We start from the raw sequence: 26188 nt of genomic DNA, 5'->3' as shown, positions 1-26188 counted from the left end.
CGGCTCAGAGCTCCTTGTCCAGCGCGTCGAACAGCTCCCGCAGTTCGGCCCGCCCGGTCACTTCGAGCTGCCGGTAGATCGCGGTGAGCCGGAGTTCGACGGCGCGTTTGCTCACGCCCAGTTCCTCCGCCAGTTCGGCGTTGGAGGCGTTCGAGAGCACGCGGCGGACGAGATCGGTCGCGGCGGGCGAGAGCGCTCGCCAGCGCCGGGACGCCGTGCGATAGGACCGCCGCGGCCGGTCGGACAGCCGCTTCCCGAGGTCCGCGATCCGGGACGTCGCCCAGGCGAGCTGGTACGCGGTGGCCAGCCGTTCGGCCTCACGCAGCAGACGCGGCACGCCACTGGTCTGGCCGCGGTTGAGCTGGGCTCCCGCCAGCAACAGCACCGCCTCGACGTAGAGGACCCTCGCCGGGGATTGCTGGAGCGCGTTGACCGCCTGGGTCAGCCGGAACACCGCGTCCTCGGACCGCACCGCGACACCCGCGCCCAGATGGGTCCGCCCGATCGCGGTGCGCGTGCCCCAGTTCTGAGCCAGCCGCCATTCCTCGCCGATCATCGCGGACGCGGTGTGCTCGTCCCCGAGCGCCTGCGCCGCGATGGCCACGTGCGAACGCCACGGCACCAGACCGGGGTTCAGCCAGCCCGCCGCGTTCATCCGCCTGCCGCACTCCTGGAACAGGCCCAGTGCCCGCCGATGGCGTTTCAGGTCCAGTTCCAGCAATCCGCGCATGAACAGCAGATACGGCGCGGAGTACAACGGCCCGCCGTCGACAGCCACGTCGACGGCGCGCTGGGCGGCGTCGAGATCCCCCCTGGTGAGCGCCGCCGCGATCGCGATCGTGCTCAGCGCGTCGGAAACCGTCAGCGGCCAGCCGTCCGGTGGACCGGACGCGGCGGCCTTGGCGAGCGCGTCCTCGGCGGCCTGCACCCGGCCGCGTTGCAGGTGGATCCAGGCCTGACCGGTGAGGCCGAGCGCGACCGGCACCCCCGCCCCCGCGGCGCTCGCGTCCGCGATGACCTCTTCGTAGACTGAAAGCGCTTCCAGTACGTCGTCGGTCTGGGTGAAAGTGATGGCCAGCGCCAACCTCGGCGAGTACAGGGTCATGGGTTCGTGCGACGGATCGGCGGCACGACGGGCCAGACGGCGGGCCAGACGCCCGTCGCTGCAGGACGTCGTCGCGAGCCAGGACGCGGCGGCCGCCTGTGCCGGGGTCAGCGCGGCGGGATCGACGTCCGCCAGGGCGGGGACGCCGTGGAGAGCGGCACCGGCGCCGGACCCTTCGGCCAGCCAGTGCAAGGCCACCAGATCCGCGCGATCCCGGTCTTCGACCACGGCCTCACTCAAGACGGCCAGCTCGCGCAACGCGTCGTCCCTGGCCCCCCGCTGCATCATCAGGTCCACAGCGGACAGTCGCGTTCGGACGGTGTCGTCGCCGGAAATCCTGGTGGCCCTTGCCAAGCGCAGGCCCCCGGTGAACGGGCACGACGACGCCTCGACCGTCTCCAGCTCCAGGCGCAGCCGCGCCGAGGTGCCGGGCGGCGCCGGTTCGGCGAGCGCCCGCCGGTAGTACCGGGCCGCTTCGGTGTGATCCCCGGCTTCGCGACGCCGCAGCGCGGCCGCGTGCAGGGTTTCCAGGGCCCACGGCTCGCCGACCGGCTGGGAACCGAGCAGCAGCCCGGCGACGTCCTCCTCCGGCGCGGCGCGGCGATGCCCGAGTTCCGCGGCCCGGCGGCGTGTTCCCGCCCGCTCGGCGGCGCCCGTCGCGGCCAGCACCCACGTGGCCACCTGGGGGTTCATCGGCTGGGCGGGATCGGTCCCGATCAGGCCGGAATCCGCCAGCACCCGCAGCGCCCGGCTCAGCGGCATGCCGAGCGGGGCGGCGAGCGGCCGCAGGTAGGCCTCGTCGAGGGTGCCGATCGCGGCGATCGTCCGCACCAGCGAGGCGAGATCGGACGGCAGCCGGGCGAGCAGGTCGAGCACGGTGTCACGGCGGACGTCCGCGGTGATGGCAGTGATCTCGGCGCCGGGGCCGGGACCGGCGGACGACCGGGCGAGCACCTCCGCGAGCAGGGCCGGGTTCCCCTCCGTGGCCGCGTAGACCTCGGCCACGGGCAGCCGCGGCGCCGGGACCGCGTGCACCAGCCGCCGGACCGCCGCCTCGCTCAGCGGCCGCAGCCGGACGACGTGCCGGTTCTCCCAGGGAAGACCGCCGAGGTACAAGGGCGCGTCGTCGCCGTCCGCGTCCTGTGAACCGGAATGCGCGGCGACGAGCAGCACGGGATCGTTGCCCCGGCGTCGCTGGAGCGCGGCCAGCCAGGCCTCGGACTGCTCGTCGGCCAGGATCAGGTCGTCGACGACCAGCAGGACCGGGCAGCGCCGGGCCGACTCCAGCAGCCGCTGGCAGAGCAGTTCGTGCAGGACCTGCACGTCCGTGCCGTCCGAAAGCGCGGCGTGCAGCCACGGGACGTCCGCGAGCTCCGGGATCGACGCCAGCAACTGGGAAAGGAGCCCGTACGGCAGCTCCGATTCGGTGGCCGATCCCCGCGCGGTGAACACCTGCAGGCCCCGCTCGGCGGCCAGGGACGCGACCTGGTCCAGCAGCGCCGTGCGGCCGCTGCCCGCCGGGCCGAGCACGAGCGCGGAGCCCCCGTGGCCGTGTTCGAGATCCCCGATGAGCCGAGTGAGCAGGCGCAGTTCGGTCTCGCGCTCGACGAGTTCGTCCGCGCCTTCGGCTTCGAGCCGCCGGACCGCGCTCACCGGACGCCTTCGAGGACGGCCGGACGGTCGTCGGTGTGGCCCAGCACCACCGCCAGTTCGGCGCGTCCGGAGATCCGCAGCTTCCGGTACACGCTCGTCAGATGCGTCTCGATGGTCCGGACGGTGACGAAGAGGCGTTCCGCGATCACCCGGTTGCTGACCCCGCGTCCGGCGAGCCGGGCGATGTGCCGTTCGGCCGGGCTCAGCGACGCCAGCGGGGTCACCTCGCTCGGGATGCCGGCCTCGGCGGCGGTCCGCTGGGCGCGGCGCAGCAGGAAACGGTCTCCCGTCCGCAGGCTCAGCTCGACACAGCGCCGCAGATGGGTGCGCGCCGCGGCGGTTTCCCCGGTGTCGACGAGCGCGCGGCCGAGGTGGAACTCCGCCAGCGCCTCCTCCAGCCGGGCGGGCGATCCGGCCAGGACGGCCGCCGCCTCTTCGATCAGCCCGATCCGCTCGGGCCCCCGGGTGGAGACCGCCGTCGCGAGCCTGGCCATCCCGATCGCCCGCGGGGTGCCCCAGCGCAGGGCCGGTTCGGCCCCCTCGGCCGCGAGTTCGGCGGCGGCCTCGAAACGTCCTTCGTCCGCCAGCAGGCAGGCGGCTTCGAACCACCACGGCGCCAGCAGCGGGTTGGCGATGCCGACGTCGGCGAGGCTTTCCCCGCAGAGATGGAAGAGCTTCAGCGCCGCCTCGCGATCACCCGCCGCCCAGTGCACCCGCGCGTCGACGAGCTGGAACCACGGGCGCATCACCGTGTGCTCCCACAACTGCGGGGAATCCGCCTCCCGCAACAACTTCATCGCCTTCGAGGTTTCGCCCTGCTGGGCCGCGACGGTCGCGAGCGCGATCCGCGGGACGACCCCGCCGGTGCGTCCCTCCGCCCGGCGGCTGAGCGCGTAGGCCTGTCCGGCGTCGGCGGCCGCGGTGGCGAGGTCCCCGCACCAATGCCCGAGCAGGCCGCGGAAGGCGAGATACTCGCTGCGCTGGGCCGGGACGAGCTCGATGGCCCTGGTCAGTTCGTCCCTGGCGACGTCGACCTCGTCGGTCAGCAACAGGGCCAGCACGGCGGAGCTGACGGCCGAATCGTCGGTGGTCGGGGTGTACCCGCGGATCGCGCGCATCGCCCATTCGGCGGCTTCGCGCGGCCGGGTCCCGTCGAGCGCGGCGACCACTGCGCAGACGGCCAGATGCCGGGCGTCGACGACGGCCTCCGTGCCGTCGGAGTTCCGGGGCTGGATCCGGGTGTCGAGCTTCGCCAGGCTGTCGCGATCTTCGATGCCCACCAGGCACAGCAAGCCTTCGAGATGACCGCGGAGCTGCTGGTCCATCTCGCCGCCGAGCACGGTGAGCACCCTGTCCAGCACGGTGACCGCGGTCCCGCACCGGCGGGCGACGAGTGCCGCACGGCCCAGTTTCACCGCGGCCCTCGCCCGGTCGACGGGGTCCTGCTGGAGTTCGAGCGCGCGGCGCAGGAGGTCGAATCCGCTGTCCGGTTCCAGCAGCGCGACCGTTTCGGCGAGCTGGACCGCCAGGCCCGCGTCCGACGGCCTGGCCGCCGCGGCGGGACGGAGATAGCGCAACGCGTCCCACGGCGCGCCCCGGTCGCAGGCGCCGCTCGCGGCGTCCCGCAGCAGGTCGACCATCCACGAGTCCAGCTCGGCGAGTTCGAGCAGGTGTTCCGCCACCTCTTCCGGCGACCCGGCCGCGTCGCTCAGCAGGATCGCGGCGGTCCGGCGCCACCGGCCCAGCTCGGCGGGGTCGAGCGCGTCGAGGAGGCCGTCGCGCACCGGGTCGTGCCGGAAGGAAAACCCTTCCGCGGCGAGGATGTGCTGACTCCGCAGCAGTTCGACGGCGGTACCGGCGGTGCGCGCGGGCACCTTGGCCAGCCGCGCGACCAGGGACAGGTCCTGTCCGCCGAGCACCGCGATGGCGGTGGCGACCGACCGGGCGTAGTCCGGGACGCCGGCGAACAAGGAGTGGATCAGCGCGGCACCCGCCGCGGATCCGGCCACCGGCGCGATCCCGGAGGCGACCTTGCCCAGTTCGTCGAGCATCTCCCGCAGCAGCAAAGGATTACCGCCGGACTGTTCGACGCAGTGCCGGACGAAGGCCTCCCCCGGATCGGATCCGACCGCCTCACGCGCGAGCGAGGCGACCGCCTCCGCGGGCAGCGGGCCGAGGTCGAGCACCTCGGTGCCGTACCAGGATTCGAGGTCCGCCAACCGTTCCGCCGCGCCGTCCGGGCCGTCGGCGGCCGACCGGACCAGGATGATCCGCACCGGCAGCCGGGTCGAATGCCGGGCGAGGAGACTCAGCCACCGCACCGTCGGTTCATCACACCACTGCACGTCGTCGACGGCGAACACGATCGCGGACTTCCCGCCCGCCCAGTCCGCGAAATCCTCGTACCAGGCGGCGAAGTCGTCCGGGTCCGGGACCCGGGCACCCGCCCGGCGCAGGTCCGCGAGCAGTTCACGGGAGGCCGCCGCCGCCTCGCCGGGCACTCCGGCGCCCCGGCAGACCACGGTGTCCGTGAGCGCGGCCAGCGCGGCGTCCAGCAGGCTGGACTTGCCGATGCCCGCTTGCCCCCGCACGACGATGACCGAGCCTTCGATGACGGAGCCTTCACCGGGCGCGCCGGCGCTCAGCCGAGCGGCGAGCCGGCGCAGCTCGTCGTCGCGTCCGGCGAGCGCGCGTCCGGGTCTGTTGGCGTCCATCATCTCCCGCCTCCCTGTCGTCCCATCGGAGTCACTGCCGTCACACAGAGCGAACAATCGCTTACGTGCTTCCATCTCATCGTGTGATCGTCTTACCGAATAGAGCGTGCAACCTGGATAAGGGTTATCCCTCACTACAGGGATACCAGGCGCTCAGATGAGCGCAACGCTCGTCGGCGGGGGTTTTCGAAGCATGGAGCGGCGCGGGCCGGCGCGCCACCGCGCGCGGACCCCGGCGAGTCGAAGAATGGCAGAAGTAGCGCCAAAAGGAAACAGGGCGTGAATCGGAGATGCCCGCAGGGTTGCTCCCCGGCGGCCGAACGGAGCCGTCAACACTCGGCAGGTGCGCTCAAACGAGCGAAACTGCCTCGAAGGACATTACGAATTCTGCCGAAATACGTGCAATCGAGGTGGCCGTTCACTGGGACCGCACCGTAACCGCACGAGTACGTCACGCCGCGGTCACCCACAGGTCAAGTCCGGGCGGTCAGCTCGCGCGCCGGGACTCCGGCACCCGCGGCGGCCAGGCCGTCGAGTCCAGCAGGCCGGTGGCGAAGGCCCGGGAAACCAGCTCGACCCGGTTGCGGGCCTTGAACTTCCGCTGAAGCCGGGCGACGTGATAGTCGATCCCCTGACGGCTGAGGTAGAACTTGTCGGCCATCTCCAGGCTGGACAGGCCGCTGGCGATCCCCTGGAGGATCTTCGCCTCGATGTCGCTGACCGAGCTCAGCTGCTCGGCGCGCGCGGGGCCCGTCTCGGGGAGCATGGTCAGCAGGATCGCCGTCCCCGGCGCCCGCATCCGGCCCGCGACGATGGTCAGCCGGTCGGCACCGCCGGAGGCGAGCCCGTTGACGCTGCCGCGGAACCGCTGCTCCCACCCTTCGGCGACCCGGTTCAGCCGGTCGCGCAGGTGATCGGCACCGGTGGTGACGAGTTCGGGGAACGATTCGCCGAGCACGTCGGCGGGACGGCGACCGAGAAGACGGTAGAAGGCGGCGTTGCCACCACCGAGCCGCAATCCGGCGCTGAGCGCCGCGAGCGGCATGTCGGCCACTTCCACGAATTCACTGATGATTCCGGGTCGCGCGGTACGACCTGCGTCGAAAGCACGCTTGCCGGTCGGGGAAATCGTTCGGATGCCGGCCATGGAAAGCCCCCTTCTGCCTGAGCCAAATGTGTCCACCAAAGCCGTCCCTGCCCAAGACTCGGCAAACACTACGAACCGGCCGACGACGGGGTCAACGAATTCCGGAGCAGTTCGTGGCCACCGAACCCACCGTGCGGACAGGCCGTACCGAAGGTTCGGTATCGGGCTCCAGCCTGGAGAATCCTCAGCTCAGCGGCCGGTTCGGTGACCGAACCCCCACCGCGAGCCCACACCACGAGGGCCGAAAGGCGAATTCCGCGTGAAGAACTTCTCGCGTTTTCGCTCAGTCAAGATAGCACCGAATCCGCCGATGCTTAACATTGATTTAAGGTAGATCTCGCCGCGCGACGCGAACCGTGTGACCGGTCATCGGTACACACCTGTCACGACCTGTCGATCGACCGAATCGTGCGCGACGGTCATAGCGATCGCTTGACCGGAATCGTACCGTCCATTGTAGACGCCGAGAAGTGACAGGGCCGCCCCGGGTGTTTCACACTCGAGGCGGCCCCGCTCGGAATCAGATGGTTTCGCGCGTGGTCACCGCGTCCTTTTCGGCGGCCAGCGCGGTGCAGGTGCGCACCCACAGCTCCCAGCCCGCCAGCGCCTGGCTGCAGTTCCAGCCGGTCCAGCGCCCCGCCTGCGCGCCTTCGTTGCCGGCGCGGTTGCAGGAGGTTTTGCTGCTCCAGCCTTCACTCACCTTGCGATACGGCGTGCAGGAAGCCGCCGCGACGTCACCCGACGCGCCGGCCGCGCACGGTTCCGCGGTGCTCGCCATCGCCGAACCGGTGGTGAGCACGGACCCCGCCAGAGTCGCCGCGAGAACGGCACCACGGAGCACGAAGCGCTTGTCCATTGACTTTTCCTTACCGCGAGCAAGACCCCACGACTACTTTGGCCGACTTGCCGATGAAGATCAACCTGGATGTTCGCCTGGGGCAGTGCGGCCGTCGGCGAGGAACTACGTGCGTCACCGGACCTTTCACGCCTCACTGTGTGGATTTCGGGGCGTTGGACGACCCGAAATCCACACAGTCCGGCGTGAAAGGTCCGATCACACCGCACTTGCGCCAGGTTCCTCTCAGTGCGCTTGGGCCGAGAGGGGCAAGTCCGTGAAGGCCTCCTTTACTACCTTCAGGGTAGGCAAGGAGGCCTTCACGGACTTGGCGATTGAACCCAGCGGTAGCAACGGCTGCGCATGGCCGGGCTAGGCGTGAGGGCCGAGTTTCCTCGGCTCAGCCGCGGAAAGGGGTCCTTCACGCGCAGCCGCCGTGGCTGCTGGTGCATGCGGGGCGAACGTGGCGAGCTCCGATTCCGTGAAGGCCTCCTTGAGGGACTCTGGGTCCCTCAAGGAGGCCTTCACGGACCAGACCTGCGACCGACCGCGGCCAGAACCCACCAGGCACCTGAAGAAGCCAGCCAGGCCACCGGTCTCAGCTCATGGGCACGGTTGCGCATGCCTGCATCCCAACGGTCCACTCATCGTTACGCCAACCGGAAGGGAAACCCATGTCGGTCACCGACGAACTCCTGGCCAACAACGCCGACTACGCCGCGCGCTTTTCCGGACCACTCCCCTTGCCACCCGCCAAACACGTCGCCGTGCTCGCCTGTATGGACGCCCGTATCAACGTTTACGGCGTCCTCGGACTCCAGGAAGGTGAAGCGCACGTCATCCGCAATGCGGGCGGCGTCGTCACCGAGGACGAGATCCGTTCTCTCGCGATCAGCCAGCGCCTGCTCGGAACGCGCGAAATCATCCTCATCCACCACACCGACTGCGGAATGCTGACCTTCACCGACGACGGCTTCAAGAAATCCATCCAGGAGGACGTCGGCGTCAAGCCGTCCTGGGCCGCCGAAGCGTTCGGCGACCTCGACGAGGACGTCCGTCAGTCGATCGAGCGCATCAGGAACAGCCCGTTCATCCCCGAGAAGGATTCCGTCCGCGGTTTCGTCTTCGACGTGGCGACCGGGAAGCTGAACGAGGTCACTCCCCGATGACCTGCTCCACCTTGCGCTGGAGTTTGTTCATCCCGCCGAGCCAGCGGTCGGTCTGCGTGGCCCTCGCCGCGTAGTACTCCGCGACCTCGGGATGCGGCAGCACCAGGAAGCGTTCGGCGGCGATGGCCTCGAACAACGCGTCGGCGACCTGCTCCGGCTGGATCGCCGACGCGCCCATCAGCAGTTCGCCCGCCGGGCCGGTGTTCTCCAGCATCGCCGTCCGCACGCCTTGCGGGCAGATCGCCTGCACGGTGATCCCGCGATGCCGGTAGGTCGCCGACAGCCATTCGGCGAAGGCGAGCGCGCCGTGTTTGGTCACCGAGTACGACGCCGAACCGAGGCTGGTCAGCAAGCCCGCCGCCGACACCGTCGAGATGAAGTGCCCGCGGCCGCGTTCGAGCCACGCCGGCAGCAGCAGCCGCGACGCTCGGACGTGCGCCATCACGTTGACGTCCCAGATCCGCGCCCAGTCCTCCTCGGGCGCGTCCACCCCGCCCATCGGCGCGATCCCGGCGTTGGCGCAGAAGACGTCGATCTCGCCCAGGGTCTCGCGCGCGGCCGCGATCATCGACGCGACACCGGCTTCGCTCGCGGCGTCTCCGGCGACGGCGGTCCCGCCGATCTCCTTCGCGACTTCGGCCGCGGCGTCCCCGTTCAGGTCGCCGACGACCACCCTGGCGCCCTCGGCGGCGAACCGGCGGGCGAGGACGGCGCCGATGCCGCCTCCACCGCCGGTGACGACGACACCAGCTCCGGAAAACGACGCGGTCACAGGCCACCCGCCAGCGTCACGCCGCCGTCGAGGACGACCGTCTGCCCGGTGATCCAACCCGCCTCTTCGGAAAGCAGGAACGACACCGCGCCCGCGATGTCCGCCGGGACGCCGAGCCGCTTCATCGGGTACGACTCCGAGACCTCTTCTTCGCGCCCTTCGTACAGCGCGGTCGCGAACTTGGTCTTGACCACTGCCGGCGCGACGGCGTTCACCCGGATCTTCGGGCCGAGCTCGAAGCCGAGTTCCTTGGTGAGCCGGATCAGCGCGGCCTTGCTGACGCCGTACATGCCGATCCCGGGCGACGCGCCGAGCCCGGCGATGGACGCGACGTTCACCACCGCGCCGCCGTGCTCCCCCATCCACGCGTCGCGCGCCCGCCGGGTCCACGACAGCGGCGCGAGCACGTTGACGGCGAAGATCTTCGCGGCGGCGGCGGGGTCGATGTCCAGGGTCGGCCCGAACACCGGGTTGATGCCGGTGTTGTTGACCAGCATGTCGAGCCGCCCGAAGGTCTCGATCGTCTTGGCGACGGCCTCGTCCTGGTGCTCGGCGTCGTCGGCCTTGCCGGGGACGGCGATCGCGACCGCCTCGCCGCCCAGTTCGGCCACCGCCTCGGCCAGCGGCTCCGGCTTGCGCGCGGTGATGCACACCTTCGCCCCGCGCTCGACCAGGTCCTTGGCGATCCCGAGGCCGATACCCCGGCTGGCGCCGGTGACGATCGCGACGCGATCCTTGAAGGAGTGGTTCACTCTGTCGATCTCCTCTGTGTTCACTAGCGAGCGCATTCACTAAGCGAGCGCTCACTTACAATGGGAAGGTCCGAAGGTGGTGTCAAGCCCACCAACGGGGTACGAGCGTCTGGGAGGATCTGCGGATGACCATGTCGCTGTCGGCCGAACTGTGGCCCGACGTCCAGCCGGAGACGGCGCGTCGACTGATGCTGGCCGGGGTCGAATCCTTCGCACGACGCGGTTATCACGCGACCACGACCAGGGACATCGCCTCGGCGGCGGGCATGAGCCCCGCGGCCCTGTACGTGCACTTCCCGTCCAAGGCCGCGCTGCTGTTCGCGATCTCGAAGTACGGCCACGAGCAGACACTGTCCCTCGTCGAGAGCGTCGTGGCACGCGAGACCGACCCGGTCGAGCGGATCCGGCTGCTGGTCGAGGACTTCGTGGCCTGGCACGCGCGGCGGCACACCGTGGCCCGCGTGGTGCAGTACGAACTGCAGGCGTTGCCGGACGAGGAGTTCGAGATCGTCGCGAAACTGCGCCGCCGCATCGAGCAGGTCGTGCGCGAGGTCATCACCGAAGGCTCGCGGACGGGCGTCTTCACCGTCGGCGACCCGCACACCGCCGCCCGCGCCGTGCTCTCGCTCGGCGTCGACGTCTCCCGCTGGTACAGCGACCGCGCCCGCCAGACACCCAAGAAGCTGGGCCAGGAGTACAGCGAGCTGGTGCTGCGCATGCTCGGCACGAAACTCTCCTGACCAGTACTGATCGACCTCCGTCGGCGATACCGCCACCAGAGTGACATACCAACCGGTCGGTATCGAGAATTACCCGTTGAGACGTTGACCACATACTAAGCGGTTGTTAACTTGCCCGGACCGCACCGCCGCGGCAGCGCCGAGCGAAGGGCACACCGATGGCCGACAGCGCACCGAACGTCCCCGAAGCCACCGAGCCGACGATCACCCCGACCCAGCGCCGGAGGGCCGCCACCGCCGCGGCACTCGCGTCCTCGGTCGAGTGGTACGACTACTTCGTCTTCGGGATCGCGGCCGCCCTGGTGTTCGGGAAGACCTTCTTCCCCACCACCAACGCGGCGGCCGGCGTCCTCGCCTCTTTCGCGACCTTCGCGGTCGGCTTCCTCGCCCGGCCGCTCGGCGGGATCATCGCTGGCAGCCTCGGCGACAAACGCGGCCGGAAACCCGTGCTGGTACTGGCGATCGCGCTGATGGGCGCGGCGACCACGCTGATCGGCGTGCTCCCCACCTACGACACGATCGGCATCGGCGCGCCGATCCTGCTGGTCCTGCTGAGGCTCGTGCAGGGTGTCGCGGTCGGCGCCCAATGGGGCGGCGCGATGCTGCTCGCCACCGAGTACGCGCCGCCCGGCAAACGCGGGCTCTACGGCAGCCTCGTCCAGCTCGGCGTGCCGATCGGCGTGGTGCTGGCGAACACCGTGTTCCTGGTCGCGGCGCAGGTCGCCCCGCCGTCCGACTTCCTCACCTGGGCCTGGCGGATCCCTTTCCTGGTCGGCATCCTCGTGCTCGGGCTGGCCTGGTACATGCACGTCAAGATCGACGAGACGCCGGAATACCGCCGGGCGGCGGCGAAACTCGCCGCCGAGGAACGCGGCCAAGCCAAGTCGCCGCTGCGCGACGTCCTGCGCAACCACAAAGGCACCGTGCTGCTGGCAGGCGGCTCGTTCATGGTCAACACCGCCACGTTCTACATCCTGCTCAACGGCGTCCTCGACTACACCACCCGCCATCTGGGCATGTCGCGGACCACCGTGCTCGTCGCGACCCTGCTGATCAGCACGCTGCAACTGGCGATCATCCCGTTGTCGGCGAAACTGTCCGACCGGATCGGCAGGCTCAAGATCTACACCTTCGGCGCCGCCGGTATCGCGCTCTGGGCGATACCGATGTTCCTGCTGATCGACACGGCTTCGCTGCCGCTGCTCGTGGTCGCCTCGTTCGTCGGGTCGATGTTCCTCGGCATCATGTACGGCCCACAGGCCGCGCTGTTCGCCGAACTGTTCACCGCCGAGATGCGCTACACCGGCGCTTCGCTCGGCTATCAGATCAGCGCGGTCGTCGGCGGCGGGCTCGCGCCGTTCATCATGGTGCTGCTGCTGGAAACCACCGGGACCTCGATGTCGGTCTCGCTCTACATCATCGTGCTGGCGTTGATCTCGCTCGGCTCCATCGGCCTGCTGGCGAGGCGCGCCAAACGTGCCGCACAGCCCAGTTCGGGCTCATTCGACCGCGCGCGTGAAGCGGTCGGCGACCAGCCGTAGCCGCTCCTTGACCTCGTCCGGCGCTTCCTCGACGACGAAGTCGACGTCCCATTGGGCGAAGTAGTACGGCACCGTGGAAAGGTTGTTGGATCCGACGCGGACCCGGCTGGTGCGCTCGTCGATGGCCTCGATCGTCCCGACGGTCGCCGGCACCCACTCGGCGAGCGCGTCCGCCGAGGCGTTCACCCGCAGCACCATCTGATGCGGATACGGCGACGACGAGATCCCGCGCGAGACGTAGGCCGCGAGGTCCTCGGCGGGCGGTTCCCTCGGCGTGAAGCGGAAACTGGTGTCCGGGACGCCGTCGATCCGGTCCACGCGGAAGGTCCGCCAGTCGTCGCGGTCGAGGTCGAACGCGACGAGATACCAGCGGCGCCCGGTGTGCACCATGCGCAGCGGCTCGACGCGGCGCTCGCTGACGTCGCCGTTGTAGCCGCGGTAGCCGAACCGGAGCCGCTGATGGTCGCGGCACGCGGACGCGATGACCGTCAGCGCCTCCGCGTCGATGATCGGACCGGCGCCGCCGAGCGGGATCATCGCGGTGTTCAGCGCGGCCACCCGGTGCCGCAGCCGGGCGGGCAGCACCTGCTCCAGTTTCGTGAGCGCGCGCACCGAGGTCTCCTCGATCCCCGAGACCGTCCCGTTCGCGGCCGTGCGGAGCCCGACGGCGACCGCGACGGCCTCGTCGTCGTCCAGCAGCAGCGGCGGCAACGCGGCCCCCGCGCCGAGCCGGTAGCCGCCCGCGACACCGGGGGTCGCGTGCACCGGGTAGCCCAGCTCCCGCAGCCGCTCGACGTCACGCCGGACCGTGCGGACGTCCACCCGCAGCCGGTCGGCCAGGTCGGCGCCCGGCCAGTCGCGCCGCGCCTGGAGCAGGGAGAGCAGCCTCAGCAGCCGTGCCGACGTGCCCGTGGTCATCGGTTCGCTCGCTTCATGGGAACGAGTGTGGCAGAGATCGAGGACAGATCCGGTCCGCATTGGGCCCGGTGGGTCGTGAGTGGTAAGTGACGTTAGAACGTCACTTACCACTCACGACCCACCCGACCGACGCTCACGAGGCCGTAAGGTGATCCGGGTGATCGATCCCGCTCATCTGCTGTCCGTCGCCCGCGAAGAGGCCGAGCTCGGCAAGGCCGAGGGCGGGGTCCCGATCGGCGCCGCGCTCTTCGACACCGACGGCGTCCTGCTCGGCCGCGGCCACAACCGCCGGGTCCAGGACGGCGACCCGTCGATGCACGCCGAGACCTCCGCGTTCCGGAACGCGGGCAGGCGACCGCACTACCGGGACACCATCATGGTCACCACCCTCTCCCCTTGCTGGTATTGCAGCGGGCTGGTGCGCCAGTTCGGCATCGGCCGGGTGATCATCGGCGAGGCGGCCACGTTCGAGGGCGGGCACGGCTGGCTCGAGGAGCACGGCGTCGAGATCACCCTGCTCGACGACCCGGCGTGCATCGCGCTGATGACCGAGTTCATCCGGGATCATCCGGAACTGTGGTTCGAGGACATCGGGGTCCCGACCGAGAACTAGTCGAGCGATTCCTCGGCGTCGAACACGACGGTCCGGTTGCGCCCGGCCGCCTTGGCCGCGCGCAGCGCCTGATCCGCCGCGCCGACGAGCCTGTCGAGCGTCTCGCCGCCGGCGGGATGCGACGCGACCCCGATCGAGACGGTCGCCCCGGCGAACGTCCCACCCAATGAGACGAAGGTCGAGGCGATCCGCAGCCGGATCCGTTCGGCGATCGCGTGCGCGTCGAATCTGCTCGTACCGGGCAGCAGGACGACGAACTCCTCGCCGCCGAACCGGCCGACCAGGTCCGCCGCCCGGACCTCCGCGCGCAAAGTGTCCGCCACGGCGCGGAGGACGTCGTCACCGACGTGCCTGCCGTGCCGATCGTTGAGCCGGGCGAAATGGTCGAGGTCGAGCATCACCAGCGAAAGATCGGCGCCACGGCCGCGAATCAGGTCGAACTGGGTACGCGCACCGTCCATCCAGGACGACGCGGTCAGCAGCCCGGTTCCGGTGTCCGTACCCGCGTGGCCGCGCAGCGCGCGCATCGTCCCGGCCCGGTGCAACACCACGAGCGCACCGGCGAGTACCACGGTGACGAGCGGCCAGTCCACCGCCGACCACGCGAGCAGCAATCCGAACGCGACCATCGCCGCGTCGAAGGCGAATCCCGACGGCTCCGCGCCGAATTCCGCCGCGGGCGCGGCAAGCGCGGCGTCGACGGACAGGAACACCAGCCCGGTCGCGAAAACCAGGGCGAAACTTTCGAAATCCCTTGTCGCGTCGGCGAACGGGGGCGCACCCAAGAGCACCGGGATGATCGAGGCCCCCAGCGCCGACAGCATGGTCGCGGACGCCGCGAACACCTGGCGGTGCGGGATTCCGCGCCGGATCCGGAACCAGCGGTACCCCGCCGAAGCGACGACGAGCAGGGCGGCCAGCGCGGGCGGCACCAGCAACGCGCCCGCGAAGATCCAGGCGGCGTCCAGCCCGGCACCGAGCCGGGTGTCGGCCCGGGATCGCTCGACGGTACGCGAAAGCTCAGAGCTGAGGATCATTCCCGCCAGCAGAGCGGAAAACGGGAGCAGTGACGACGGCGCGGGCGGCCGCAGCACGAAGAGGTAGGCGGTGGCGGCGAAGGCGGCGGCGTCGACGAGGAGCAGGTACCCGATCAGGCCCCGCCTGGGTAGTTCCCACAGGCTCCAGGACCCCAACAGCCGGCGCGGCGCGGCGAGCCGGTCTCTCCGGCCGCGGCTTCCGGTCGCCATCAGGGAGTCCCCCACCATTTCGGCAAAGTAGCCGGTTCCGGCGGTGGTGTCGATCCTCTTTCCGGGTCATGACCCCCCTACTAAGGTCGGTCGTTTCCGCCCGGAAACCCGGTGAATTCTTGACAGTCCTCAATGGTCTAGTCCACTGTGAGGGAGCGCACCCTCCCGGTTGATACGCCGCGTCAAGACGGAGGTGCTCCACACCTGCGCGCCTCACCGCGCGCGTACCAGTTGGAGGACCTATGAAATCCCTACGACGCTGGGCAACACTGGCCACCACCGTCGGCGCCGCTCTCGCCACGGCCGTCGGCCTCGCCCCCGTCGCCTCGGCGGCACCGGACGCGGTGCTCGCCTCGCCGTATCTGTACCAGTGGTCGGGACAGACGGACCCGATCGCCGCGATGAACGCCACCGGGGTCAAGGCCTTCACCCTCGCGTTCATCCTCTCCGACGGCGGTTGCAACCCGAAATGGGACGGCAGCCGTTCGCTCACCGGCTCCGACGCCACGATGATCAACAACATCCGGGCCAAGGGCGGCGACGTCATCCCGTCGTTCGGTGGCTGGTCCGGCACGAAGCTCGGCACGAAGTGCACCACCCCCGCCGCACTCGCCGGCGCGTACCAGAAGGTGATCGACGCCTACAAACTCAAGGCGATCGACCTCGACATCGAGAACACCGACGAGTTCGAGAACAACACCGTCCAGGACCGGATCCTGAACGCCATCAAGATCACGAAGCAGAAGAACCCGGGTCTGCGCGTGGTCATCACCATCCCGACCGAGGTCGGCGGCCCCAACGCGACCGGAAAGCGGCTGATCAACCAGTCGAAGGTGCTCGGCGCGGGCGTCGACGCGTGGTCGGTCATGCCATTCGACTTCTCCAGCGGCGGTGACATGGCGGGCAAGACCCGCAGCGCCGTGGACGGGCTGAAGAACGTCGTGAAGTCCACCTTCGGCCTGAGCGACGACGCGGCCTACCGGCGCAGCGGGCTCTCGTCGATGAACGGGAAGACCGATGTGGCGGGCGAGACCGTCAGCGTCGCCGACTTCCGCGCGATCCGCGACTACGCGGCGAGCAAACATCTCGCCCGGCTGTCGTTCTGGGCGGTGAACCGCGACTGCAACAACTGCGCGGGGATCTCGCAGGGCAAGTACGACTACACGAAGATCGTGGCGGGTTACACCGGCTGACTTCCGTTCCCCACCGGTGTCAGCACTTCGCGAATCCTCCTTTCGCGAAGTACATGAAGGCCCCCTTCCTTGCGCCTGGCGCAAGGAAGGGGGCCTTCATGTACTTCAGGCGAGCCTCAGCGGCCGCAGTCCGGCTCGGTGTTCAGCGGCCGCCCCCGCGACCACACGAGGTCGACCGGATGCACCGAACCGTCCGCGTCGATGGACAGGATCGGCAGAGCCTTGTCGAGCTGGTTCCCCGTCGTCTGGTCGAAAGCGACGAACCCGGTGGCGCCGGGCACCGGCGAGTTGCAGTCGATGCTGCGCACCATGTCCGCCACCGAGACCGGATCCGACGACACGTTCCGCAGCGCGGCCTCGACCGCCGCCGCGACGGCGTCGTGTGCGATCATCGCGGCGCCGTCCCACAACTCCCCCTTGGGAAAACCGTGGGTGCCGGTGAATTCGGCGACGAAGTTGTCGTGGTTCTTCTTGTACGTCGGATACGCCGGATCGGCGGTGAACATCTCCCACTGGTCGGGATAGGCGAGTGCCGTGTAGCGGATCCGGACGCCGATGTCCTTGTTCAGCTCCAAAGGATTCCCGGCGAGCGTGCTCGCGTCGTCGCCGGTCATCACGGTCACCGAATCGAGCCCTTCGCAAGCACCGTCACCCGCCAGCGCCGCCACGAGGGCGCCGAGATCGAGGCCACGGCCGGCGAAGTAGATCAGATCGGGTCTCGCGCCGCAGATGTCGTTGTGCCACCTGCTGAACAGGCCGCGCAGATAAGCCTCACGCGAGGTGTCGGCGAGCGGCTTGACGTCGTAGGTCTTCGTGAAGATGACCGGGATCTTCGACGAGTTCTTGAAAGCCTCGGCGAGCGTGGTCGCGTAGGTGTCTTCCTTGCTGACTCCCTGGATCATCATCACGCGCTGGAAACCGTGCTCGGCGATGTACGCGGCGGCGGCGCGGGCCTCGTCGGTGTTGGTCGGGCCCACGCGGAAGAAGTTCTCGATCCGCGCGCCCCTCGGGTCGGTGTTCATGTTGTCCGCGGTGACGGTCGCGCCGATCGTGGCGATGCCGTGCCGGGACAGCTCCGCCACCAGGGCCCGGCCGTTCTCCGAGCTGATGCCGACGTCGGTGACCGCCACGATGCGCTGGGCGGCCGCCGCGGCGATGATCTCGTCGGCGACGACCCGCCAGTGGTCGGCGTTGCTCCCGTAGTTGGCCAGCAGCAGCTTGAACCCCGGCGGCCCCTTCTTCGGCCAGGCGGCGGTGATCGCACCCTGGACCTCACGCCGCACGAACGAGAACGGCTGGCTGTCGACTTTCGGATCGGGGGCCAGGTTCTCCAGCACCACGATGGTCTTGAAGTTGTCGCCCACCGTGTCGTTGCGGCCCTTGATGAGCTTTTCCAGCGGATCGAGCGGATCGTCGTCCCGCACCGGACCGGAGTCGAGGTTCAACCCGACACAGACGTACGACGAGCCGACCGACTCCTCGTCGGCGCCCACGGTGTGCAGCCCCGCACCACAGGACTCCCACGGTCTGAGTCCTACCAGCGCGGCACCGGCCAGCAGGACGACGACCGCGATCAGCAGCGCCCGATGACGGCGCGCCCAGCCGCGGGGTCGCACCGGTGGGCCCGTCTCCGCGTGTTCACGGGTCTCGGACATACGTGTTCTCAACGAATCGAGCCAGGACATGACGGGGTTCCGTTCAGGTTCAGGGGAATTCGCCGCGGCGGGCGGCTTCCTTGGCCGACACGAGAGCGCCGACGTCGGGCTGGTGCGAAGTGGTGGCCAGCGCGGCGAAGGCGTTCGCGATCACCTGGTGCTGAGCCTGCCCACGGACGGCGAAGGGACTGGCGGTCAGCCAGCCGGCCGCGATGAGCCGGGTGACGTTGTTCCGGATCTCGGAACGATCGGCGGGACAGCGCGCGTTGTCCAGGTTCACCAGTTCGTCGTACAGCTCCGCGTGGTCCCGCTCGGGCGGCAGATCGTCCGGCGCGTTCAGGACCAGTTCGAGCTTCGCGACCCATTCCGCGTGCGGGATCCGGTTGAACTCCCGCTCGAAGAAGGTGACCACTTCGCCGATGTCTCCCAGGGCGAGGTTGCAGTAGGCCAGGCGCACCGGGTCCTGCGCGGTGTCCGGATCGTCGCGCAGAGCCTTGAACTGGTCGGTGTAGGTCGGGCCGTCCCCGTCGCCGCGCCGGGCCAGCGCGGACACCAGGTTCGCGGCGATCCACGGGTGCAGGGTCGCCTGGTCCTCGGTCGGGCCGGCCGAGTTCTTCGCCGTCACCCACAACGCGGTGCGCAGTTCGGTCAGGATCCGCCCGACGTGCGGCTGGTCGATCCGGCTCTGCGCGGCGTCCGGGATCAGCCAGGGCGCGGTCGCGAACGGGGCCGCGGTCACGAAGTCGTCGAGGTGGACGCCATCGAGGTGCTCGGTCAGCCCGAGTCCGGTCAGTCTGCGGTAGCAGGGATCCTGCCCACCGCGGGGATCGGTGGTGAGCAGATCGCGGTCACCTTCGCGCACTTCGCTCGGCCGCAACCGCTCCGTGAGCTGTGCGACCGCCGACGGCAGCCCACCGGTCGCCCGGTGCGCGAGCGTGACCTTCGGGGTCCGCACTCCGGAATCGAGCACGCGCGCGATCCGCCCGATCGGCTGGGGCGAGATCCGGACGGGATAGTAGGGCGAGTCGAGCACACCGTTGCCCGGGTTCGCCCAGTCGTCGTACGAGGCCTCCTCGCAGTCCGTCATCGGCCGGACGGCGGGCGGGGCACCGGACGCGGGTTTCCACGGTGCCAGCCAAGCCGTCCCCCAGTCGTCGTGCCAACGCCCGCTCGTCGCGATGACCAGCAGCGCGTCATGGGCGTCGCGGTCGTTCGGATGCTGGACGGCGTACCGTTCCCGCGCGGTGACCAGGTCGGCGAGGAACTCGGTCCCGCCGGCGTGGTCGACGTCGTCGAGTACCACCACCCAGTTGTGCCAGTGCCTGCGCTGCTGCGAGAGGTCGCAGGCGCAGGGGCTCTTCTCCTCCGGTTTGGCCATCCGCGGATGGTTCTCCCGGACGTCGCCGAGGAACGCGGCCATCAGCCATTCGGTGACCGCCTCGGCGTCACGGGCGCTGCCGTGCGCGAGCCGGTTGAGTTCGAGCAGCGCGTCGAACGGCGATCTTCCCTCCGCGTTGGGGAAGTCGGCCAGGGACCGCAGCGCCTTCCCGAGCCTCGGCCGGATGTTCCGGACCAGATGCGGGAAGGTCTGACGGAACAGATCCGCGTACGGAGGTTCGACGAGACCGGTCGCCTTGGCCGTTTCGGACAGTGTGTCGAGCGCTCTGTCGAGCGCCGGTGTCCAGATGATTCCGTGAAAACTGCTGATCAACGACTTCAGTTGCGCCAGGTCTTCGTCACGATTTCGACCGGAAAGTTCCGCCTGAACCGCGATCAGCGCGATGGTGAATCGAACGAACTGCGGTTTCGGCCGATTCCGCCATTTTCCCGACAACCCGTAGGCGAGTTTTGTGAGCACGTCGATCGTGCCCGCTCTGCCGCCGTGCCCGAAATCGAATCCGGCGTGCACGACACCCCAGCCGAGGTCGTGACGGATCGCTTCCAATGCCGTGGTCTTCCCCGAACCGACCGGCCCGAGCAACAGCGTCACCGGCTGCTGGCGGGACGGCTTGCCCGCCTCGCGGTTGATCAGCATTCTCCGGGCGAACTGCACCGCGGGAGAATGTCGGTCCACACTCATTTTCCTGTTCAACCCCTAGCTGTGCTCCGGGAAGGGAATGGAGAGTGCGAACCATCGTAGGTACCCGGCCGCGCCGAGGGCACAGGAATACCGCCACCCAGACACGAAAGGACGAAATCCGGTAGGAATCGTAATTATCGATCGACGGCGAGCGATACCGTCGATCACCCGATCGGCGCTATCCGCCTTATTGCGGCTGCCTGCCGCCGCCTCGATAGGCGCCGGGATATCCGCCGCCGTAGTAGCCGCGGTACCAGTCCTCGTAGTACTCGTGATCATGGTGACCGGCACGCGGATCAGGCTGTTCTTCGGGCGTGGGCGCCGGCGTCGGGGACGGCGTTTCCGAGCCGTGCATCGACGCGGTCATCGGCGGCGGGGGTGCGACACTGCCGCCCGACGGCCCCGACGGGACGGGCGAGGACACCGCGTCGTCCGGGACATGGATGGCCTGCGGGGCGATGGTCAGCGACGGCGGCGGGAGCGGCACGCCCGGGATGACCTCGGCCGGATCGGCGGGGGTGAGCAGGACGGCCAGCAGGCCGACGACAACGACGCCACCGGCCGAAAGCGCCGAAATCCGCCAGAACTTCCCGCTCCCGGGAGCGACGGCGATCGGCGCCCGGTGCTTCGGCCCGCGCGGTCCCCGGCGACGGGGCGCGGCACCGGCCGCCCGCATCAACTCGCTCAGGGCGTCCCCACCGGCCTCGCGGCGAGCCGTGCGTGCCATCGGCACCTCCAAACCCCGGTCCGCCGATCGACGCGGCGGCCTCAACCCGGGGTGGATATTAGGAACGCGGGAGGCGCTTGTAAACGGAAGTCGTCCACAGCGGACACATGGTGCGACGAAAGGTCAGGCAGCTGCGGTGACCGCGATCGCGTGTCGTCCATCCGATCACGAGTGTCGTCCACCTGATCACACGTGTCGTCCCTTCGGTCACGGGTGTTCGCCATGCTGCGCACGTGCTCGGACGGCGCATGGGCGTGACTGAACGGCCGATACCCGTGATCAGACGGACGACACACGTGATCAGGTGGACGACACTCGTGACTCGACGGCCGACAAGTGACCGGTCGGAAGACTCGCGGGCAGGTCAGGCAGCCGCGGTGACCGCGATCGCGGCCTCGCCCGCCTCGGTCAGTTCGGCGGGCACCCGGCCGGTCACCGCGGAGAGCCCGGTGGACTCGGCGGGGCGGATGTAGCCGCCGTGGGCCAGGGCGTGCGCGGTCATCTGGTCGCAACAGGCGAATCCGTCGATGAAGAGGTCCGGCTCGCAGCTGCACGACATCTCGGCACGGCGGGCCGCGACCGCTCGCAGCATCGCCATCGCTCGATGGGACAGTTCGACCTCTGAACCGGACACCGGACTGGACCTCTCTCGATCAGCTACCCGAATCAGCAGCACTTACACCGTGTTATCGGTCGCTGCTCCATCAGTGTTAACAAGATCTCAGACGTTCTCGGGATTATCCAGGTTCCGTTCGATCTTCTGGCTTTTTGCCACTGCCAGCGTGGGCTCCAGGACGCGCGCCCACTGGGCCACGATCTGCTTGCGGCGCTTCGTGTCGTCGGTCAGCAGATTCGCCAGGCCCAGGCCGCGGGCAAGATCGAGAGTGGCCTGGACCAGCTCGCGGACGCCGGTGTGGGACTCGTCGACGCCGAGCAGTTCCACGGTCACTCGGTGTGCTTCCCTGCCGACCCTGGCTTCCAGCGGCACGAGGGTCGCGCGCAGGGCTTCGTCGGTCGACGCCGCGACCCACAGGTGGAGCGCGGCGCGGAACATCGGCCCGCTGTAAAGGTTGAGCACCATGTCGACGGCCCGTTCGATCCTGGACCGCCCCGACGGCAGCTCGGCGGCGCGGGCGCGCAGCTCCACGATCTGGATCTCGCCGACGTGCTCGACCGCGGCCGCGACCAGGTCCTCCCTGGTCGGGAAGTGGTGCTGGGCGGCACCGCGCGAGACCCCGGCGCGTTCGGCGATCACCGCGACCGTGGTCCCGTTCCAGCCCAGCTCCCCGATCGTCTCGACGGCGGCCTCGACCAGCCGCCGCCGGGTCGTGCGGCTGCGCTCCTGCTGCGGTTCGCGGATCATGACCGTTCTTCGACCCAGAAATCGAGCTGCAGGTCTTCCTCGCTCCCGCCGACGCGGTACTTCGAGAAGTCCGTGACGCCCTCGGCGGCCAGCACCTCGTCGTCGAGGTAGAAGTTCCCCGTCGTCTCGGTGCTCGGTTTGGTGAGGATCGCGTGCGCCGCGTCCGCCATGATCTCCGGCGTCCGCGACTTCGCGGCGAGTTCTGCGCCGACGACGTTGCGGATGGCGGCGGTGTCGATCGTGGTCCGCGGCCACAGCGAGTTCGCCGCGATCCCGTACTGCCGCAGTTCCGCAGCGAGCCCGACGGTCACCAGGCTCATCGAGTACTTCGCGATGCTGTACGCGAGGTGCCCGGCCGTGAACCACTTCTCGTCGAGGCTGATCGGCGGCGACAGCGTCAGGATGTGCGCGTTCTCCGCCAGTTTCAGGTGCGGGATGGCGAGTTTCGACAGCAGGAACGACCCGCGCGCGTTGATGTCCTGCATCAGGTCGTAGCGCTTCATGCTGACCGCTTCGGTCGGCGTCAGGTCGATCGCGCTGGCGTTGTTGAGCACGATGTCGATGCCGCCGAACTGCTCCGCGGTCCGCGCGATCGCGGCCTCGACCGACGTGTCGTCGCGGACGTCGCCGACGATCGGCAGCGCCTGCCCGCCGGCGTCCTCGATCGCCTTGGCCGCCGTGTAGAGCGTCCCCGGCAGTTTCGGGTGCGGCTCGGCGGTTTTGGCCAGCAGGGCGATGTTCGCCCCGTCGCGGGCGGCGCGGACCGCGATGGCCTCGCCGATCCCGCGGCTGCCGCCGGAGATGATGATGGTCTTGCCGTGCAGCGTGCTCATGGACGCCTCCTCAGTAGGACCGCGGCAGGCCGAGGCTGTGCTGGCCGACGAAGTTGAGCACCATCTCACGGCTCACCGGCGCGATCCGGCCCAGCCGGACGGCGGTGACCAGCGTGCCCAGCCCGTATTCACTGGCGAGCCCGTTGCCACCGTGGGTCTGCACGGCCTGGTCGACCGCGCGGATCGCGACCTCGGCGGCGGCGTACTTCGCCATGTTCGCCGATTCGCCCGCGCCGAAGTCGTCGCCGGAGTCGTAGAGCGACGCCGCCTTCTGCGTCATGAGTTTGGCCAGTTCCAGCTCGATCTTGATCTCGGCCAGCGGATGCGCGAGACCCTGGTGGGTGCCGATCGGCGCGCCCCACACCTTGCGCTCGTTGGCGTAGGCGACGCCCTTGGCCAGCGCGTACCGCGCGATGCCGAGCGAGAACGACGCGCCCATGATGCGTTCGGGGTTGAGCCCGGCGAACAACTGCGCGATCGCCGCGTCCTCCTCGCCCACCAGCGCGTCGGCGGGCAGGTGGACGTCGTCGAGGAAAAGGCCGAACTGCTTCTCCGGCGAGACGATGTCCATGTCGATCTGCTTGTACTCGAAGCCTGGCGCGTCGGTCGGGACGATGAACAGCGCGGGCTTCAGCTTGCCGGTCTTGGAATCCTCGGTACGGCCGACGACCAGGACGGCGTCCGCCTCGTCGACACCGGAGATGTAGACCTTCCGTCCACTGAGGACCCAATCGCCGCCGTCGCGTTTCGCGGTGGTGGTGATCTTGTGCGAGTTCGACCCGGCGTCCGGTTCGGTGATCGCGAAGACCATCCGCCTGCTGCCGTCGGCGATGCCCGGCAGCCAGCGCTTCTTCTGCTCGTCGGTGCCGAACCGCGAGATGACCGTGCCGCAGATCGCCGGCGAGACGACCATGAGCAGCAGCGGGCAGCCCGCCGCGGCGAGTTCTTCCAGCACCGCAGCGAGATCCGCGATGCCCGCTCCCCCGCCGCCGTACTCCTCGGGCAGGTTCACGCCGAGGTAGCCCAGCCGTCCGGCCTCGGCCCACAGTTCCTCGGTCTTGAGCCCGGCGCGGGCCTGCTTCGAGTAGTACTCGTGCCCGTACTTCTTGCCCAGTTCGGCGACCGCGGCCCGCAGCGCGACGCGCTCCTCGGGCTCGGTGAAGTTCATCGCGTTCATTCGTCGTCTCCTACCACCGCGAGGATCGTGCCCACTTCGACCTGTTGTCCGACCACCACCGGGAGTTCGGTCACGACGCCGTCGGCGGGCGCCGCGATCCGGTGTTCCATCTTCATCGCTTCCAGCCACAGCAGCGGATCGCCGGTCTTGACGGTGTCGCCGGCCTCGACCGCGAGCCGGACGACGGTGCCCGGCATCGGCGCCACGAGCGAACCGGCGGCGAGCGCCGCGTCGGGATCGGGGTACCGCGGCACCACGTTCAGTTCGACGGCGCCGTCGGGCGAATCGACGTACACGGCGTCGCCGTACCGGGCGACACCGAACTTCCGCCGCACCCCGGAGACTTCCAGGACCACGCTGCCGGACTCGGCCGAAACCAGTTCGACGCCTTCGAATCCGTCCGCACGCAGCCCGTCGCGACCGAGGGTGTAGACGACCTCGATCTCGTCCTCTCCCTGACGAAAACGTTTGCGCTGCCCTTGCGAGCGGACGTTGCGCCAGCCGCTCGGCAGTCGTCCCTGCACCTGCGCGCCCGCCCGGTTCACGGCGGCACCGGTCAAAGCCGCGGCGAGCGCGGAAATCCGTACGGTGTCCACAGTGGCCAGTGGCCGGGCCAGGGTTTCGAGCCCGTGCCGGTCGAAGAACGCCGTATCGGTCTCGCCCGCGAGGAAAGCCTCGTGCCGCAGGACGTTCACCAGCAGGTCGCGGTTGGTCACCACGCCGTGGATCTCCGCGCCCGCCAGTGCTCCGGCCAAGGCCCGTGCCGCGCTCCGGCGGTCCGGGGCGAACGCGATGACCTTGGCGAGCATCGGGTCGTAGTGCACGCCGACGGCCTGGCCGCTGACGAAACCGGAGTCGAGCCGGACACCCGGGCCGACTTCGAATTCCCGCTGCGCGGCGGGAAGCTCGAAGCGGTGCAGGGTGCCGCTCTGCGGCTGCCAGCCCGCGGCCGGGTCTTCCGCGTAGAGCCGGACCTCGATCGCGTGGCCCCGCGTCTCCGGCTCGTCGATCGGCAGGTGCTCGCCCTCGGCGATGCGCAGTTGCAGCGACACGAGGTCGAGTCCGGTCGTGGCCTCGGTGACCGGGTGTTCCACCTGGAGCCGGGTGTTCATCTCCAGGAAGTAGAACCGCCCGTCCGGGCCGGCCAGGAACTCGACCGTTCCGGCGCCGACGTAGTCGATCGCCTGCGCGGCCTTGCGCGCGGCGTCGAACAGCGCCTCCCGCATGGCTTCGTCGACGAACGGCGACGGCGCCTCCTCGACGACCTTCTGATGGCGGCGCTGGATCGAGCATTCCCGCTCCCCCACCGCCCACACCGTGCCGTGGGTGTCGGCGAGCACCTGGACCTCGATATGCCGTCCGGTCTCCAGATACCGCTCGCAGAACACGGTCGGGTCGCCGAACGCCGACGCGGCTTCCGCGCTCGCTCCTTCGACGGCCTCGGCGAGTTCGCCGAGCGAGCGCACGACACGCATACCCCGTCCGCCACCACCGGCGGAAGCCTTGACCAGCAAGGGAAGGTCGGCCTCGGTGACCTCTGCCGGGTCCAGTTCGGACAGGATCGGGACACCAGCGCCGGCCATCATCCGCTTGGACTCGACCTTGGAGCCCATGCTCTCGATGGCCTCCGGCGGCGGGCCGACCCAGGTCAGTCCGGCGTCGATCACGGCTCGCGCGAACGCGGCGTTCTCGGACAGGAAGCCGTAACCGGGGTGGATCGCGTCGGCGCCGGTCTCGACGGCCGCCTTGATCAGCAGTTCGGCGCGCAGATAGGTGTCGGACGGCGCGTTGCCCGGCAGCCGGACGGCGACGTCCGCCTCGGCGGTGTGCGGCGCGTCGGCATCCGCGTCGGAGAACACCGCGACCGTGCCGATCCCGGCGTCACGGCAGGTGCGGAACACGCGGCGGGCGATCTCGCCGCGGTTGGCGACCAGAAGCTTCTCGATCATGCCGC

The 26188-nt window shown here is 69.5% G+C and carries 21 protein-coding genes; 5 read left to right on the top strand and 16 right to left on the bottom strand.

Annotated features, from left to right (window positions below):
• Nucleotides 1-4: 4 nt before the first annotated feature.
• The 4 genes from B0293_RS23090 to B0293_RS23075 form a co-directional block, all read right to left on the bottom strand.
• Nucleotides 5-2758, bottom strand: coding sequence for an AAA family ATPase (locus tag B0293_RS23090; protein ID WP_005165580.1), 2754 nt, complete (start codon nucleotides 2756-2758; stop codon nucleotides 5-7).
• Nucleotides 2755-5475, bottom strand: a complete 2721-nt coding sequence (locus B0293_RS23085; protein WP_005165578.1) for a helix-turn-helix transcriptional regulator — start codon at nucleotides 5473-5475, stop codon at nucleotides 2755-2757. The genes B0293_RS23090 and B0293_RS23085 overlap by 4 nt, the downstream gene beginning before the upstream one ends.
• 484 nt (nucleotides 5476-5959) lie before the next feature.
• Entirely contained in the window at nucleotides 5960-6619 is a 660-nt protein-coding gene (locus B0293_RS23080) for a LuxR C-terminal-related transcriptional regulator (RefSeq protein WP_039919436.1), read from the bottom strand.
• A 520-nt stretch (nucleotides 6620-7139) separates the two neighbouring features.
• Nucleotides 7140-7475, bottom strand: coding sequence for a hypothetical protein (locus B0293_RS23075; RefSeq protein WP_005165573.1), 336 nt, complete (start codon nucleotides 7473-7475; stop codon nucleotides 7140-7142).
• Between the two features lie 653 nt (nucleotides 7476-8128).
• On the opposite strand from B0293_RS23075, the gene B0293_RS23070 reads away from it, so the two are divergent.
• Nucleotides 8129-8623 carry a beta-class carbonic anhydrase gene (locus B0293_RS23070; RefSeq protein ID WP_005165572.1) on the top strand — a complete coding sequence of 165 codons (495 nt, stop codon included), beginning with the start codon at nucleotides 8129-8131 and terminating at the stop codon, nucleotides 8621-8623.
• On the opposite strand, the gene B0293_RS23065 is transcribed toward B0293_RS23070, so the two are convergent.
• Both B0293_RS23065 and B0293_RS23060 read right to left on the bottom strand, forming a co-directional pair.
• Nucleotides 8610-9395 (bottom strand): SDR family oxidoreductase, encoded by a 786-nt coding sequence (locus B0293_RS23065; RefSeq protein ID WP_005165571.1) that lies wholly within the window; start codon nucleotides 9393-9395, stop codon nucleotides 8610-8612. The genes B0293_RS23070 and B0293_RS23065 overlap by 14 nt on opposite strands.
• Entirely contained in the window at nucleotides 9392-10183 is a 792-nt protein-coding gene (locus tag B0293_RS23060) for an SDR family oxidoreductase (RefSeq protein ID WP_052014585.1), read from the bottom strand. Before B0293_RS23060 ends, B0293_RS23065 begins: the two co-directional genes overlap by 4 nt.
• An 89-nt stretch (nucleotides 10184-10272) precedes the next feature.
• Here B0293_RS23060 and B0293_RS23055 point away from each other — a divergent pair, with 89 nt between their 5' ends.
• Both B0293_RS23055 and B0293_RS23050 read left to right on the top strand, forming a co-directional pair.
• Complete coding sequence (locus B0293_RS23055) at nucleotides 10273-10887, top strand: TetR/AcrR family transcriptional regulator (protein WP_005165569.1); 615 nt, start codon at nucleotides 10273-10275, stop codon at nucleotides 10885-10887.
• A 158-nt stretch (nucleotides 10888-11045) separates the two neighbouring features.
• Nucleotides 11046-12428 carry an MFS transporter gene (locus tag B0293_RS23050; protein ID WP_005165568.1) on the top strand — a complete coding sequence of 461 codons (1383 nt, stop codon included), beginning with the start codon at nucleotides 11046-11048 and terminating at the stop codon, nucleotides 12426-12428.
• Here the strand turns inward: B0293_RS23050 and B0293_RS23045 are convergent.
• Nucleotides 12387-13346, bottom strand: a complete 960-nt coding sequence (locus tag B0293_RS23045; RefSeq protein WP_039919435.1) for a helix-turn-helix transcriptional regulator — start codon at nucleotides 13344-13346, stop codon at nucleotides 12387-12389. The genes B0293_RS23050 and B0293_RS23045 overlap by 42 nt on opposite strands.
• Before the next feature lie 148 nt (nucleotides 13347-13494).
• On the opposite strand from B0293_RS23045, the gene B0293_RS23040 reads away from it, so the two are divergent.
• Nucleotides 13495-13959, top strand: coding sequence for a nucleoside deaminase (locus B0293_RS23040; protein WP_005152092.1), 465 nt, complete (start codon nucleotides 13495-13497; stop codon nucleotides 13957-13959).
• Here the strand turns inward: B0293_RS23040 and B0293_RS23035 are convergent.
• A complete protein-coding gene (locus B0293_RS23035; RefSeq protein ID WP_052014300.1) occupies nucleotides 13956-15224 on the bottom strand; it encodes a GGDEF domain-containing protein in 1269 nt (422 codons plus the stop codon). The genes B0293_RS23040 and B0293_RS23035 overlap by 4 nt on opposite strands.
• A 224-nt stretch (nucleotides 15225-15448) precedes the next feature.
• Between B0293_RS23035 and B0293_RS23030 the strand changes: the two genes are divergently transcribed.
• Nucleotides 15449-16399: a chitinase gene (locus B0293_RS23030; protein ID WP_005152102.1), complete on the top strand. Its 951-nt coding sequence runs from the start codon at nucleotides 15449-15451 to the stop codon at nucleotides 16397-16399.
• Nucleotides 16400-16515: 116 nt separating this feature from the next.
• Here the strand turns inward: B0293_RS23030 and B0293_RS23025 are convergent, their stop codons facing one another.
• From B0293_RS23025 to B0293_RS22990, 8 genes are all read right to left on the bottom strand, one after another.
• A complete protein-coding gene (locus B0293_RS23025) occupies nucleotides 16516-18054 on the bottom strand; it encodes an ABC transporter substrate-binding protein (protein WP_005152103.1) in 1539 nt (512 codons plus the stop codon).
• 49 nt (nucleotides 18055-18103) lie between these two features.
• Entirely contained in the window at nucleotides 18104-20134 is a 2031-nt protein-coding gene (locus B0293_RS23020; RefSeq protein ID WP_245820133.1) for a CobW-like GTP-binding protein, read from the bottom strand.
• A gap of 187 nt (nucleotides 20135-20321) precedes the next feature.
• Nucleotides 20322-20861 (bottom strand): hypothetical protein, encoded by a 540-nt coding sequence (locus tag B0293_RS23015; protein WP_143254621.1) that lies wholly within the window; start codon nucleotides 20859-20861, stop codon nucleotides 20322-20324.
• A gap of 364 nt (nucleotides 20862-21225) precedes the next feature.
• Nucleotides 21226-21495 (bottom strand): hypothetical protein, encoded by a 270-nt coding sequence (locus B0293_RS23010; protein ID WP_005152108.1) that lies wholly within the window; start codon nucleotides 21493-21495, stop codon nucleotides 21226-21228.
• An 87-nt stretch (nucleotides 21496-21582) separates the two neighbouring features.
• Complete coding sequence (locus B0293_RS23005) at nucleotides 21583-22224, bottom strand: TetR/AcrR family transcriptional regulator (RefSeq protein ID WP_005152110.1); 642 nt, start codon at nucleotides 22222-22224, stop codon at nucleotides 21583-21585.
• Nucleotides 22221-23057 carry an SDR family oxidoreductase gene (locus B0293_RS23000; protein WP_005152112.1) on the bottom strand — a complete coding sequence of 279 codons (837 nt, stop codon included), beginning with the start codon at nucleotides 23055-23057 and terminating at the stop codon, nucleotides 22221-22223. The genes B0293_RS23005 and B0293_RS23000 overlap by 4 nt, the downstream gene beginning before the upstream one ends.
• Before the next feature lie 10 nt (nucleotides 23058-23067).
• A complete protein-coding gene (locus B0293_RS22995; protein WP_005152114.1) occupies nucleotides 23068-24234 on the bottom strand; it encodes an acyl-CoA dehydrogenase family protein in 1167 nt (388 codons plus the stop codon).
• On the bottom strand, nucleotides 24231-26183 hold the full coding sequence (locus B0293_RS22990; protein WP_005152116.1) for an ATP-binding protein: 1953 nt from the start codon (nucleotides 26181-26183) through the stop codon (nucleotides 24231-24233). The genes B0293_RS22995 and B0293_RS22990 overlap by 4 nt, the downstream gene beginning before the upstream one ends.
• Nucleotides 26184-26188: the final 5 nt, after the last annotated feature.

Source organism: Amycolatopsis azurea DSM 43854 (genome assembly GCF_001995215.1).
In the GTDB taxonomy this organism is placed as follows: domain Bacteria; phylum Actinomycetota; class Actinomycetes; order Mycobacteriales; family Pseudonocardiaceae; genus Amycolatopsis; species Amycolatopsis azurea.
The sequence above is the reverse complement of the archived record's forward strand: the minus strand, read 5'-3'. Positions and strand labels throughout refer to the sequence as shown.